Below are 12187 nucleotides of genomic sequence, written 5' to 3'. Positions count from 1 at the left end.
GGGGGGGGGGGGGGGCAGGGGGAGGGGTCTGCGCGCGTCCGCGCGCGAATGCGCAAAGGATAGGCTTCACCGCCGGACAGATCACGGGGATCAGACCAGTTGGCGTCGAAAACCCCCTCCCCCTAACCCCCTCCCGCGAGGGGAGGGGGGACTCATGGTGCGATCGGGACAACCCGATCTCGCTTGAACTCATCCCGGCCTAGGCGACAGCAGCCCAGAAGGTCTCGGCTGCCTCGCTCTGCCGCGACACCGGGCGGAACAGCCGGATCTCGATCGGCACCTGATGCTCCGGGCCGCCGGCCTCGACCAGCAGGCCGGCGGCGGCGTCCTCCTCCGCCAGAGTCTGCGGCAGCCAGGCCAAGCCGTCGCCGTTCCGGGCCATCGATTGCAGCGTGGCGGCGAGATGCGAGGTGAAGACCGGCTGCAGGGCCGGCCCGTCGCCCGCCGCCTCCCAGGTTCCCGCAAGGATCCGACCCAGCCCCGACTGGTCGCTGTAGCCGAGATAGCGGGGCGGTGCCGGGCCGCCGAGGGCCCAGCGCGGCGCTCCGCCGCCGGCCGGCGCGCTGAACGGCACCAGCACGTCATGCCCGACCACGACGCTGCGGAACGGACGCCCGTCGAAGCGCGTCGCCAGGCTCGGATGGACGTGACACAGCAGGAAGGTCACGTCGCCGCGGATCATCATCTGCTCGCAGGCCTGCAGGCTGTCCGAGACCAGGTTGAGGCTGCCCAGCCGGGCGGCCGCGTCGGTCCGGCGGATCCATCTCGGGAAGAAGGTGAAGGATAGGGCGTGGGTGGCCGCGATCGACAGCGGCGGCGCCCCCTTCCGCGCGGCCTCCAGCGTGTCGCGGTGCAGCTGGTGCAGGGCCCGCACCAGGATCTCGGCCTGGGCGCGGAACTGCTCGCCGGCCGGGGTCAGCGCGACCTGATGGGTGGTGCGCAGGAACAGCGGCGTGCCGACCCAGTCCTCCAGGGCGCGGATCCGGCGGCTGAAGGCCGGCTGGGTGACATGGCGCTGCGCCGCGCCGCGGGAAAAGCTCAGCGTCTCCGCCAGCGCGAGATAATCCTCCAGCCAGTTCAGGTCCATCGTTTATGCCGATCCGTTATAAGCAATCTCGCCATCAGCATTGGCGGTGCCGGCCGTCGGGCCCTATTCCTCGATCACGAACGGGCCCTGGTCAGAAGGAAAATACAGCATGCGCATCGTCGACGTCGTCGAGGTCACCAAGCCGATCGCCTCCCCGATCCGCAATGCCTATATCGACTTCTCCAAGATGACCACCAGCCTGGTGGCCGTGGTCACCGACGTGGTGCGCGACGGCCGCCGGGTGGTCGGCTACGGCTTCAACTCGAACGGGCGCTACGGCCAGGGCGGGCTGATCCGCGAGCGCTTCCGCGACCGGATCCTGGCGGCGGACCCGGCCAGCCTGATCGACGACGAAGGAAGCAATCTCGACCCGCACCGGATCTGGGCGGCGATGATGGCGAATGAGAAGCCGGGCGGGCATGGCGAGCGCTCGGTCGCCGTCGGCACCATCGACATGGCCGTGTGGGACGCCGTCGCCAAGATCGCCGGCCAGCCGCTGTTCCGCCTGCTGGCGCAGCGCAAGGGCCGGGAGGCCGACCCCCGCGTCTTCGTCTACGCGGCGGGCGGCTACTACTACCCCGGCAAGGACAATTCGGCGCTGCGGGCGGAGATGCGCGGCTATCTCGACCGCGGCTACACCGTCGTGAAGATGAAGATCGGCGGCGCGCCGATCGCCGAGGACCGCGGCCGAATCGAGGCCGTGCTGGCGGAGATCGGCAGCGGGGCGCGGCTGGCGGTCGACGCCAATGGCCGCTTCGACCTCGAGACCGCGATCGCCTATGCCAGGATGCTGCGGGACTATCCGCTGTTCTGGTACGAGGAGGCCGGCGACCCGCTGGACTATGCGTTGCAGGCGGCGCTGTCCGAGTTCTATCCCGGGCCGATGGCGACCGGCGAGAACCTGTTCTCGCACCAGGACGCGAAGAACCTGCTGCGCTATGGCGGGATGCGGCCGGACCGCGACTGGCTGCAGTTCGACTGCGCCCTGTCCTACGGGCTGGTGGAATACCTCCGCACCCTCGACGTGCTGGCGCAGCTCGGCTGGTCGCCGTCGCGCTGCATCCCGCATGGCGGGCACCAGATGTCGCTGAACATCGCCGCCGGCCTCGGCCTTGGCGGCAATGAGAGCTACCCGGACCTGTTCCAGCCCTATGGCGGCTTCCCGGACGGGGTGCGGGTCGAAGCCGGCCACATTGTCATGCCGGACCTGCCGGGCATCGGCTTCGAGGGTAAGTCCGACCTGATCAAGGTGATGCGGGAGCTGGCGGAGTAGGGGCCCTCGCTCACGAAACTTCAGGATCCCAATACCGTCATTGCGACCCCGGCCTTGAGCCGGGGGAAGCAATCCAGGGCCGCTCGCACCGGCCCCTGGATTGCTTCGTCGGCTTCGCCTCCTCGCAATGACGGTGAGGGATGGGTATTGTCAGAAGGTCCCACTCGCGGCAGACGCAACCCGCTGGTTCTCCACAATAAACACGATCGCAGTAGTATTATCGATCGTGTCCGTTCATGCTATGTTCCATGGAGATGACGCCCCAGGATTGCGGATTGGATGACGGGCCGGTCGATCCGGACCTGGCCTGGACGCGCTGGGCGCTGGGCTCCCTGGGCGAGCTGGTTGAGATCGGCCTGCGCTCGGCCCGGATGACCGAGACCGAGCAGATGGCGACGCCGATCACGCGGACGAAGCCGGATTTCGCGCTGGCGCAGGTGCGTCTGGCCCGCTCGGTGCGGCTGTCGATCGCGATGAGCCAGCGGGTCCGCGAAAACTACCAGGATCGCAGGGACGGCAAGGCGAAGCCCACGCCGGCTGAGGAAGCGACCGACGTTGCGGCAGCCGAGGTCGCGCCGGCCGAGGCCGCGCCGGCAGCCGGGCCCAAGGATGGCGAGCCCTCGGCGGAGCCGCGCGAATCGCTGACCGAGAGCGAGCGCCCGGAGGCCGAGCTCGAACCGGCCGAGGAGGCGGAGGAGCGCCGCGACCTGGACGCGGCCCTGCTGCCGCGGGACTGGGACGGCGCCGCCGCCGCCGAGACCTCCGACTGCCTGCCCGAAGATCTCCTGCCCGATACTCATGCCGAAACCGCGGCCGCTCGGCCCGAGCCCGACTGGCCTCGCCCGTCGGACGAGTCCGACACCGGCCGGCCCATGCCGAAGCCGTGGAAACCGGACAGCAGTTGAGGGCCGGCGTGGCACGGCCGCGTAGGTTGGGTTCGCCTTCGAACCCAACATCTCGCCGCCGCACCTCTGTTGGGTTCGCTTACCGCGAACCCAACCTACGAGATCCGGGTTTTTGCCTCTCCCGTTCACGGGAGAGGTCGGAGGCGCTTGCGCCCCAGGTTGAGGGGGGTGTCGAGGCCGGGACCCGCCCTCACCCGGTCTCGCCGCGCGAGCCCGACCGTCTACCGCCCCGCCGCATAAGCCTGCATCAGCCGGGGCGTGGCGGCGGCGTGCAGCAGGCCGTCGGAGTCGCGGGATGCGGCCACCAGGCGGCCGACGGTCCAGGCCGGCGCCTCCTCCAGGTCATGGCCGCGGCGGCGCAGCTCGGCCAGCACCGCGGGGCCGAAGCTCTCCTCGGCCAGCAGGTGGCCGGGCTTGCGCTCGCGCGGATAGAAGGAGCTCGGGAAATGCGCCGTGTGGAACATCGGCTGCTCGATCGCCTCCTGCAGGTTCAGCCCGTGATGGACATGGCGCAGGAACAGCTGCAGCTGCCACTGCTCCTGCTGGTCGCCGCCGGGCGACCCGAACACCATGTACGGCTTGCCGTCGCGCAGCGCGAGCGAGGGCGTCAGGGTGGTGCGCGGCCGCTTGAAGGGCTCCAGGCTGGCCGGCAGGCCGGGCTCCAGCCAGAACATCTGGGCGCGCGAGTTCAGCATGAAGCCGAGCTCCGGGATCACCGGCGAGGATTGCAGCCAGCCGCCCGACGGCATCGCCGCCACCATGTTGCCCCAGCGGTCGACCGCATCGATGTGGACGGTGTCGCCGCGCCGGGCCGACAGCATGTCGGCCATGGTCGGCTCGTTCGCCGCCAGCTCTTCCAGGCTGGTGCCGCTGACCTTGGACAGCCGCTCCAGCGCCGCCATCACCCGGTCGACCTGGGGCTCGTAGCCCGGCACCCGGCCCGGCCGCAGCTCGCGCGAGGCGGTGGCGCCGATCAGGCCGCGGCGGGCGTCGTTGTAGGCGTCGGACAAGAGCGCCTCGACCGGCACGTCGACGAAATCCGGGTCGCCGTAATAGACCTCGCGGTCGGCGAAGGCGAGCTTCATCGCCTCGGCCACGGTGTGCACGAAATCGGCGCTGGCCGGGCCCATCGAGGCGATGTCGATGTCCTTGAGCAAAGCGAGCGTCTGCAGGAACACCGGGCCCTGGCCCCAGGGCCGGATCTTGGCCAGGGTGTGGCCGTGATAGTCGTAGGTCAGCGGCGGCTCGTAGAGCGGCGCCCAGCGGGCCATGTCGTCGCCGGTGATGACGCCGCGGTGGCGCCGGCCGCTCTCGTCCATCGCCTCGGTGTTGCGCGAGAACCGGTCGACCGCCTCGGCCACGAAGCCGCGGTAGAAGGCGGCATAGGCCGCGTCGGCCTGGCGCTGGCGGTCGGGGCCGGCGGCCTCGGCCTCGCGGATGATCCGCTTCCAGGTCTCGGCCAAAGCCGGGTTGCGGAACAGCTGCTTCGCCTTCGGCGCCGACCCGCCCGGCAGGAACACGGCGGCGGAGCTCGGCCATTCGGTCTCGAAGAAGTCCTTCAGCCCGGCGATGGTGTCGGCGACTCGCGGCAGCATCGGATGGCCGCCCTCGAGATAGTGGATCGCCGGCTCCAGCACGTCGCGCACGGTCAGCAGGCCGTAGTCGCGCAGCAGCACCATCCAGGCGCCGAAGGAGCCGGGGACGACGGTGGCGAGCAGCCCGTTGCCGGGGATCAGCTCCAGCCCCTCGCCCTTGTAATGGGCGATGGTGGCGCCGGCCGGGGCGGTGCCCTGGCCGCACAGCACCTCGGTCCTGCCGGTCTCCGCCGAATGGAACACCACCGGCACGTCGCCGCCGGGGCCGACCAGGTGCGGCTCCACCACCTGCAGCACGAAGGCGGTGGCGACGCAGGCGTCGAAGGCGTTGCCGCCGCGCTCCAGCATGGCCATGCCGGCGGCGCTGCCGAGCCAGTGGGTCGAGGTGACCATGCCGAAGGTGCCGAGCAGTTCGGGACGGGTGGTGAACATGGCTGGTCTCTCAGCTTTCGCGGGGGTCGAGGGCGTCGCGCAATCCGTCGCCCAGCAGGTTGAAGCCCAGCACGACCAGGAAGATCGCGCCGCCTGGGAAGATCGACATCCAGGGCGCCTGGCTCATGAAGTTCTTGGCGGTGTTCAGCATCGAGCCCCAGGACGGGCTCGGCGGCTGCTGGCCGAGGCCGAGGAAGGACAGGCTGGCCTCGGCGATGATGGCGGTGGCGATGGTCAGCGTCGCCTGCACGATCAAGGGCGGCATCACGTTCGGCAGGATGTAGCGGATGATGATCCAGCGATGCGGCAGGCCGATCGAATGGGCGCCCTCGACATAGTCCTCGGTCTTCACGCTCAGCACCTGGCCGCGGGTCAGGCGGATGAAGATCGGCATCGCCGACAGGCCGATCGCGATCATGGCATTGGATAGGCTGGGGCCGAGGAAGGCGGCCAGCGCGATCGCCAGGATCAGGAACGGGATGGCCAGCATCGCCTCGGTGGCGCGCGAGATGGCGCCGTCGACCAGCCCGCCATAGTAGCCGGCGATCAGCCCGAAGGGCACGCCGACGGCCAGCGCGATGGCGACCGAGATCACCCCGGCCATCAGCGAGGACCGGGCGCCGTAGGCGAGGCGTGTGTAGATGTCGCGGCCGAGATCGTCGGTGCCCAGCCAATGCGCGGCCGACGGCGCCTTGCGGATCGCCGTGAAGCTGGTCTGCAGCGGGTCCTGCGGCGTCACCAGCGGCGCCAGGATGGCGAGCAGCACGAAGGCCAGCACCAGGATCGCGCCGACCACCGCGCTCCTGTTGCGCAGGAATTTCTGCAGGCCGCGGCTGCGCCGCTTCCGGGCGGGGGCTTCGGCGCTCAGGCCACCCTGAACGACTGCGGGCGCGGTCATGACGGGTACCTCAGCCGCGGGTTGATCAGGATGTACAGCACATCGGCCAGGAGGTTCATGACGATGAAGCCGATGGCGGTGCACAGCACCACGCCCTGGACCACGGCGTAGTCGCGGTTGAACACGGCATCGACGATCAGCTTGCCGAAGCCGGGGATGGTGAAGACCTGCTCGGTCAGCACCGCGCCGGCCAAGAGCTCGCCGAACAGCAGCGTCACCAGGGTGACGATCGGCACCAGCGCGTTGCGGAAGGCGTGCTTCAGCACCACGGCGGGGCCCAGCAGCCCCTTGGCCCGGGCGGTGCGGATGTAGTCCGACCGCAGCACGCCGAGCATGGCCGACCGGGTGTGCCGCATCAGCGTCGCGGCCAGCGCGTTGCCCAGCACGAAGGACGGCATCAGCATGGTCTTCAGGCTGAGCCACAGGTCCTGCGACGGCGGCACGTAGCCGGAGGCGGGCAGCAGCCGCCACTCCACCGAGACCAGGAGGATCAGCATGATGCCGAGCCAGAAATTCGGGATCGACAGGCCGGACAGGGCGAAGATGTTGGCCGCGTAGTCGACCGTCGTGCCCTTGCGCACCGCGGCGATGATGCCGGCCGGGATGCCGATCAAGAGGGCGAAGACCATGGCCATGGCGGCCAGCTGGATGGTCACCGGCAGCTTCTGGGCGATCAGCTCGGTCACCGGCGCGTCGGTGCGCAGCGAGATGCCGAAATCGCCCTGCACCACCTGGCCGATCCAGGCGAAATACTGCACCGGGATCGGGTCGTTCAGCCGGTACTTGTCGCGCAGATATTCCAGCACCGCCGGGTCGCGCTCCTCCCCCGCCATGGCCAGCACCGGGTCGCCCGGCAGCAGCTTCTGCAGGGCGAAGACCAGCATCGACACCAGGATCATGGTCGGCAGCGCCACCATCAGCCGGCGCAGGATGATCCGGGTCATGGGTGGAAAATCCCCGACGCCACGCCAAACCTATCCTCCCCCTCCCCTTGCGGGAGGGGGTAGGGGGAGGGGGTGGTTCCGTCGGCGCCAATGCGTCCCGTCTGGCTCAGCCGGCGCGGGCGGAGAGACACCCCTCCCCCCGGCCCCCTCCCGCAGGGGGAGGGGGAGGATTGAAGGAGCATGGCGGGAGAGAGCGCGAGCATCCTCAGCCCTCGATGCTCATGCCCTTCAGGCGGATCATGCCGTCGGGATAGGCGGTGAAGCCCTTCACCTTCTGCGACAGCACGAAGGGCCAGGGCTGGTAGTAGGTGTAGATGATCGGCAGCTCGTCCTCGAGGATGGCCTGGGCCTGGTCGTACAGCGCCTTGCGCTTGGCCTGGTCCGGCGTCTGCCGGGCGGCGTCGAGCAGCTTGTCGACCTCGGCGTTGCAGTATTTGCCGTCGTTCAGGCTGCCCTTGCAGGTGACGAACTGGTGGATGTTGCCGTCCGGGTCGACGCGGCCGGACCAGCCGGTCTGCTCGGCCTGGAAGTTGCCCTGCTGGGTCTCCTTCATCATCGCCGCGAATTCGGTGGCGCGCAGCTTGATGTCGAAGCCGGCCTCCGACGCCATCGCCTGGATCAGCTCGGCGATCTGCTGCGCCGTGGTGCCGGTGCCGAAGACCAGCTCGAACGACACCCGCTCATGCCCGGCCTCCTTCAGCAGCTGCTTGGCCTTCTCCAGGTCGCGGGCCCGCACCGGGAACTTGTCGCTGAAATACGGGCTGGCCTTGGGGAAGGGCTGCTGCGCCGGCGGGTAGATGCCGGCGCCGACCACCTGGTTGATCGCGTCGCGGTCGATCGCAAGCTCCAGCGCCTGGCGCACCCGCTTGTCCTGGCCCAGCGGGTTCTTCGCCCGGTCGCCGTTGCCGGTGTTGATGGTGATGCCCTGGTAGCCGATGCCGGTGACCGGAACGAACTGCAGCTCCGGATCGGCCTTCACCGCCTCGACATCGGACGGGGCCAGCCGCTCCAGCATGTCGAGGTCGCCGGCCTTCAGATTGGCCAGGCGCACCGTGGTGTCCGGGATCGGCTGGAACACCACCTTGTCGATCTTGTAGTTCGCGGCGTCCCAATAGCCGGCGTATTTCTGCAGCACGATGCGGTCGTTCTGCACCCGCTCGACGAAGCTGTAGGGGCCGGAACAGACCGGCTTCTGGCCGAAATTCTCGAAGGCCTTCGGCGCCAGCATCATGCCGGCGCGGTCGGACAGCTGGGCCAGCAGGGTGGCGTCGGGCCGCGACAGCTTGATCGCCACCGTCTTCGGATCGACCGCGACGACATCGGCGACCGAGGCCAGCTCGCTCTTGCGCAGGCTGTCCGGCAGGGTGCGGGCGCGGTCGAGATTGGCCTTCACCGCGGTGGCGTCGATCGGCTCGCCATCCTGGAAGGTAGCGCCTTCGCGCAGGGTGAAGGTCAGGGTCAGGTTGTCGTCGCTCCAGGCCCAGCTGGTCGCCGACTTCGGCACGAAGCCGAGCTCGGGGTTGATGTCGATCAGCTTGTCGCAGAGCGAGGCGAAGACGATGCGGCCGACGAAGGTGCGGGCCCGGTGCGGGTCCAGCACATCGGGATCCTCATTGAGGCCGACCCGCAGCGTGGTCTGGCCATAGGCCGTGCCGCTGAGCAGCAGGCCGGCGAGCATGAGAAGAATGGGGCGTGCGCGCATGGAATGAGCCTCCTGTTCGATTTCTTATGGACGGGCCGCGGCCTGGCGGGCGCGGTACAGCGACAGCCGCGCGGCCAGGCGGGGCGGCGTGGGCGGCGCGGCCAGGGCACCGGCCCCGGCATCCTGGATCTCGCGCCAGAAATGGCAGGCGACGCTGCGCCCCGGCTCGGCCTCCTCCGCCTGCGGCCGGACCTCGGAGCAGATTGGCTTGGCGTGCGGGCAGCGGGTGTGGAAGCGGCAGCCGGGCGGCGGCGCGGTCGGGCTGGGCACGTCGCCCTGCAGCAGGGTCTTCGGCCGGCGGCCGGCCGGGCTAGGCACCGGGATCGCCTTCATCAGCGCCTGGGTGTAGGGGTGCAGCGGCGCGTCGAACAGCGCGTCGACCGGCGCCTGCTCGACGATCTCGCCGAGATACATCACCGCCACCCGGTCGCTCATGTGCCGGATCACCGCCAGGTCATGGGCGACGATCACCAGGGTCAGGCCGAAGCGCTCCTTCAGCTCCTCCAGCAGGTTGATCACCTGCGCCTGGATCGAGACGTCCAGCGCCGAAACCGGCTCGTCGCCGACGATCAGCACCGGCTGCCCGGCCAGGACGCGGGCGATGCCGATGCGCTGGCGCTGGCCGCCGGAGAACTCATGCGGGTAGCGGCCGGCATGGTCCGGCAGCAGGCCGACGATGCGCAGCAGCTCCGCCACCTTGTCCCGCCGCTCGGTACCGCCGCCCAGGCCGTGCAGCCAGATCGGCTCGCCGATGATGTCGCCGACGGTCATGCGCGGGTTCAGCGACGCGTAGGGATCCTGGAAGATGATCTGCAGCTCGCGCCGCAGCGCCCGCATCTCCTTCGCCGGCAGCGCCGTCAGGTCGCGGCCGCGATAGATCACCTGGCCGGCGGTCGGCTCGATCAGCCGCAGCAGCAGCCGGCCGAGGGTCGACTTGCCGCAGCCGGATTCACCGACCACGGCGAAGGTCTCGCCCGGCCGGATCGCCAGCGACACGCCGTCGACGGCATGCACCAGCGGTGAGCCGCCGAGCAGGCTGCGGCCGCCGCCGAAGCGCTTGACCAGGCCCTTGCCTTCCAAAAGCGCGGTGTCGGTCACGCGGCACCTCCGGCGTGCTGCTCCAGCGGGGCGAACCAGCAGGCGGCGTGGTGGTCGGGGCCGACCGGCTTGGCGGGCGGCGCCTCGGCGGTGCAGCGCGGCTCGGCGAAGGGGCAGCGCGGGGCGAAGCGGCAGCCCGGCGGCATGCGGTCGGCCGGCGGCACCGTGCCGGGAATGGTGGCCAGGCGCCCCTCGCGCCGCCCGAGCGACGGCACCGACCCCATCAGCCCGATGGTGTAGGGGTGCTGCGGGTCCTCGAAGATGGCGTCGACCGGGCCGGATTCGACGATCCGCCCGGCATACATCACCGCCACATGGTCGGCGACCTCCGCCACCACGCCGAGGTCGTGGGTGATCAGGATCATGGCGGTGCCGGTCTCGTCCTGCAGCCGCCGGACCAGGGCCAGGATCTGGGCCTGGATGGTGACGTCCAGCGCGGTGGTCGGCTCGTCGGCGATCAAGAGCTGCGGGTCGTTGGCCAGGGCCATGGCGATCATGGCGCGCTGGCGCATGCCGCCCGACAGCTGGTGCGGATAGGCGTCCAGCCGCTTCTCCGGCGCCGGGATGCGCACCCGGCGCAGCATCTCCAGCGCCCGGTCGCGCGCCTCGGCCTTGCCCAAGGGCTTGTGCCGGCGGATGCCCTCGGCGATCTGGTCGCCGATGGTGAAGGCCGGGTTCAGGCTGGTCATCGGCTCCTGGAAGATCATCGCCATCCGGCTGCCGCGCAGGTCGGCGCGCTGCCGGTCGGTCAGCTGGAACAGGTCGCGGCCCTCGAACCGGGCAGTGCCGGAGGTAACGGTCGCCACCGGCGGCAGCAGGCCCATCAGCCCCAGCGCGGTGATGCTCTTGCCGCAGCCGGATTCGCCGACGATGCACAGCGTCTCGCCGCGGGCGACGGAGAAGGACACGCCCTCGACCAGGTTGGCGCCGAGCGACAGGGACAGGGCGAAATCCTGCACCTCCAGCACGGTCTCGCGCGCCGGCTCCGCGGCGGCGGCCGGAGCGCGGGCGATGCGGGCGTCAGAGACCGAGGCCATCGGCCGCCTCCGTGCTGTCGCTGGGACGGGCGGTCCGCTCCTGCACCGCATCCTGCGGCGCCGGCTCGCCATGCATCGCGGCCTCGAGATTGGCGTGCAGCGCCAGCAGGTGGCGGCGCATCGCCGCCTCGGCCCCGGCGCCGTCATGCCGGGCGATCGCGGCGACGATCTCGCCATGCTGGCTGGTATAGGCGCGCAGGCGGATGCGGTTGCGCGCGGCCTCGCGCAGCCGGCGCCAGGAGGGCGACTGGCGGATCCGGTCGATGCAGTCGAACAGCGCCAGCAACAGGCCGTTGCCGGCGGTCTCGGCGATGTGGCGGTGGAAGGCGCTGTCCCACAGCTCGTGACCGTCGCTGTCCATGCTGGCCGCGGTCTTGCGCTCGATCCGGCGCAGCGCGGCGATGCTGTCGGGCGAGGCCTTCAGCGCCGCCAGCCGGGCCAGCGCCGGCTCGATGTTCAGCCGCGCCTCCATCACCTCCAGCGGGCTGGTGCGGTCGGCGAGCGAGGCGATCAGATGCGGCTGCACCGGCGGCCGCTGGCCGGCGAAGGTGCCCTTGCCCTGGTGGCGCCAGATCCGGCCCTCGGCCTCCAGCACCTCCAGCGCCCGGCGCACGGCCCGGCGGCCGACGCCGATGCGGGCCGCCAGGTCGCGCTCGGTCGGCAACTGCCATTCGGCGCGGTCGCCCTCGGCGTCCAAGAGCGCACGCAGCCGCTCCAGCGCCACGCTGGAGTTCGACACGCCGCTCGACGTGGATATGGGGGATTCGGATGAAACCACTTCAGCCATTGGTCTCCCAAAGGCTGCGTCCGCCATTCCGGCTCCGAGCCATCTGCCATTCCCTGTTGGGCTTGAGGACGCCCGGTCCGCCGACCCTGAGGATCGATCATGACGCGCGACGCCGCTTCGTCTTGCCGAACAGCCAAGCGCAAAGGGAACCAATTTGCAAATGGTTTCCTGGGTGGTCGCGTCGATGCAGCGGCTGCGGTCCTTTAAGCCGGCCGAATGCTGCCATTCACTCTCCCCCTCCCCTAGCTCGCGGGAGGGGGCAGGAGGAGGGGGTGTCGATCGAAGAGAGGCGATGTAAGGCTGGCTGGGATTGCTGCGGGCGCAGCGATTCTTCGATGTCAGCCCTGGTGGCGTCCCGCCAAACCCCTCCCCCTTGCCCCCTCCCGCAAGGGGCTATCGGATTCACACATCTCGAAGTGAGCTTTTTTA

At 70.1% G+C, this 12187-nt stretch carries 10 protein-coding genes; 2 read left to right on the top strand and 8 right to left on the bottom strand.

The genetic code is table 11. The features are described from left to right. Nucleotides 1–199: 199 nt before the first annotated feature. Nucleotides 200–1087: a LysR family transcriptional regulator gene (locus AAHM41_RS35305; RefSeq protein ID WP_342241316.1), complete on the bottom strand. Its 888-nt coding sequence runs from the start codon at nucleotides 1085–1087 to the stop codon at nucleotides 200–202. A gap of 109 nt (nucleotides 1088–1196) precedes the next feature. Between AAHM41_RS35305 and AAHM41_RS35300 the strand changes: the two genes are divergently transcribed. Together AAHM41_RS35300 and AAHM41_RS35295 are read left to right on the top strand one after the other, a co-directional pair. Continuing rightward, complete coding sequence (locus tag AAHM41_RS35300; RefSeq protein WP_342241315.1) at nucleotides 1197–2360, top strand: mandelate racemase/muconate lactonizing enzyme family protein; 1164 nt, start codon at nucleotides 1197–1199, stop codon at nucleotides 2358–2360. 275 nt (nucleotides 2361–2635) lie between these two features. Then, complete coding sequence (locus AAHM41_RS35295; RefSeq protein ID WP_342241314.1) at nucleotides 2636–3265, top strand: hypothetical protein; 630 nt, start codon at nucleotides 2636–2638, stop codon at nucleotides 3263–3265. A 221-nt stretch (nucleotides 3266–3486) separates the two neighbouring features. Here AAHM41_RS35295 and AAHM41_RS35290 read toward each other — a convergent pair whose 3' ends face one another. The 7 genes from AAHM41_RS35290 to AAHM41_RS35260 form a co-directional block, all read right to left on the bottom strand. Then, the gene (locus AAHM41_RS35290) at nucleotides 3487–5292 is read right to left on the bottom strand and encodes a gamma-glutamyltransferase family protein (protein WP_342241313.1); all 1806 of its coding nucleotides are present in this window, start codon (nucleotides 5290–5292) and stop codon (nucleotides 3487–3489) included. 10 nt (nucleotides 5293–5302) lie between these two features. Next, nucleotides 5303–6190, bottom strand: a complete 888-nt coding sequence (locus AAHM41_RS35285) for an ABC transporter permease (RefSeq protein WP_342241312.1) — start codon at nucleotides 6188–6190, stop codon at nucleotides 5303–5305. Then, the gene (locus AAHM41_RS35280; RefSeq protein WP_342241311.1) at nucleotides 6187–7134 is read right to left on the bottom strand and encodes an ABC transporter permease; all 948 of its coding nucleotides are present in this window, start codon (nucleotides 7132–7134) and stop codon (nucleotides 6187–6189) included. The genes AAHM41_RS35285 and AAHM41_RS35280 overlap by 4 nt, the downstream gene beginning before the upstream one ends. A 205-nt stretch (nucleotides 7135–7339) precedes the next feature. Beyond that, on the bottom strand, nucleotides 7340–8836 hold the full coding sequence (locus tag AAHM41_RS35275) for an ABC transporter substrate-binding protein (RefSeq protein WP_342241310.1): 1497 nt from the start codon (nucleotides 8834–8836) through the stop codon (nucleotides 7340–7342). Between the two features lie 24 nt (nucleotides 8837–8860). Continuing rightward, nucleotides 8861–9934: an ABC transporter ATP-binding protein gene (locus AAHM41_RS35270; RefSeq protein WP_342241309.1), complete on the bottom strand. Its 1074-nt coding sequence runs from the start codon at nucleotides 9932–9934 to the stop codon at nucleotides 8861–8863. After that, complete coding sequence (locus tag AAHM41_RS35265) at nucleotides 9931–10971, bottom strand: ABC transporter ATP-binding protein (protein ID WP_342241308.1); 1041 nt, start codon at nucleotides 10969–10971, stop codon at nucleotides 9931–9933. Before AAHM41_RS35265 ends, AAHM41_RS35270 begins: the two co-directional genes overlap by 4 nt. Beyond that, nucleotides 10955–11710: a FadR/GntR family transcriptional regulator gene (locus AAHM41_RS35260; protein ID WP_342241307.1), complete on the bottom strand. Its 756-nt coding sequence runs from the start codon at nucleotides 11708–11710 to the stop codon at nucleotides 10955–10957. Before AAHM41_RS35260 ends, AAHM41_RS35265 begins: the two co-directional genes overlap by 17 nt. Between the last annotated feature and the right edge of the window lie 477 nt (nucleotides 11711–12187).

Source organism: Inquilinus sp. OTU3971, from assembly GCF_038440215.1.
This window is presented reverse-complemented; position numbering and strand designations above follow the sequence as displayed.

Excerpts from the sequence above, each read along its gene's own strand:
- AAHM41_RS35275 (WP_342241310.1), bottom strand. The coding sequence starts at position 8,836 with ATGCGCGCACGCCCCATTCTTCTCATGCTCGCCGGCCTGCTGCTCAGC.
- AAHM41_RS35300 (WP_342241315.1), top strand. The coding sequence starts at position 1,197 with ATGCGCATCGTCGACGTCGTCGAGGTCACCAAGCCGATCGCCTCCCCG.
- AAHM41_RS35305 (WP_342241316.1), bottom strand. The coding sequence starts at position 1,087 with ATGGACCTGAACTGGCTGGAGGATTATCTCGCGCTGGCGGAGACGCTG.
- AAHM41_RS35285 (WP_342241312.1), bottom strand. The coding sequence starts at position 6,190 with ATGACCGCGCCCGCAGTCGTTCAGGGTGGCCTGAGCGCCGAAGCCCCC.
- AAHM41_RS35280 (WP_342241311.1), bottom strand. The coding sequence starts at position 7,134 with ATGACCCGGATCATCCTGCGCCGGCTGATGGTGGCGCTGCCGACCATG.
- AAHM41_RS35265 (WP_342241308.1), bottom strand. The coding sequence starts at position 10,971 with ATGGCCTCGGTCTCTGACGCCCGCATCGCCCGCGCTCCGGCCGCCGCC.
- AAHM41_RS35290 (WP_342241313.1), bottom strand. The coding sequence starts at position 5,292 with ATGTTCACCACCCGTCCCGAACTGCTCGGCACCTTCGGCATGGTCACC.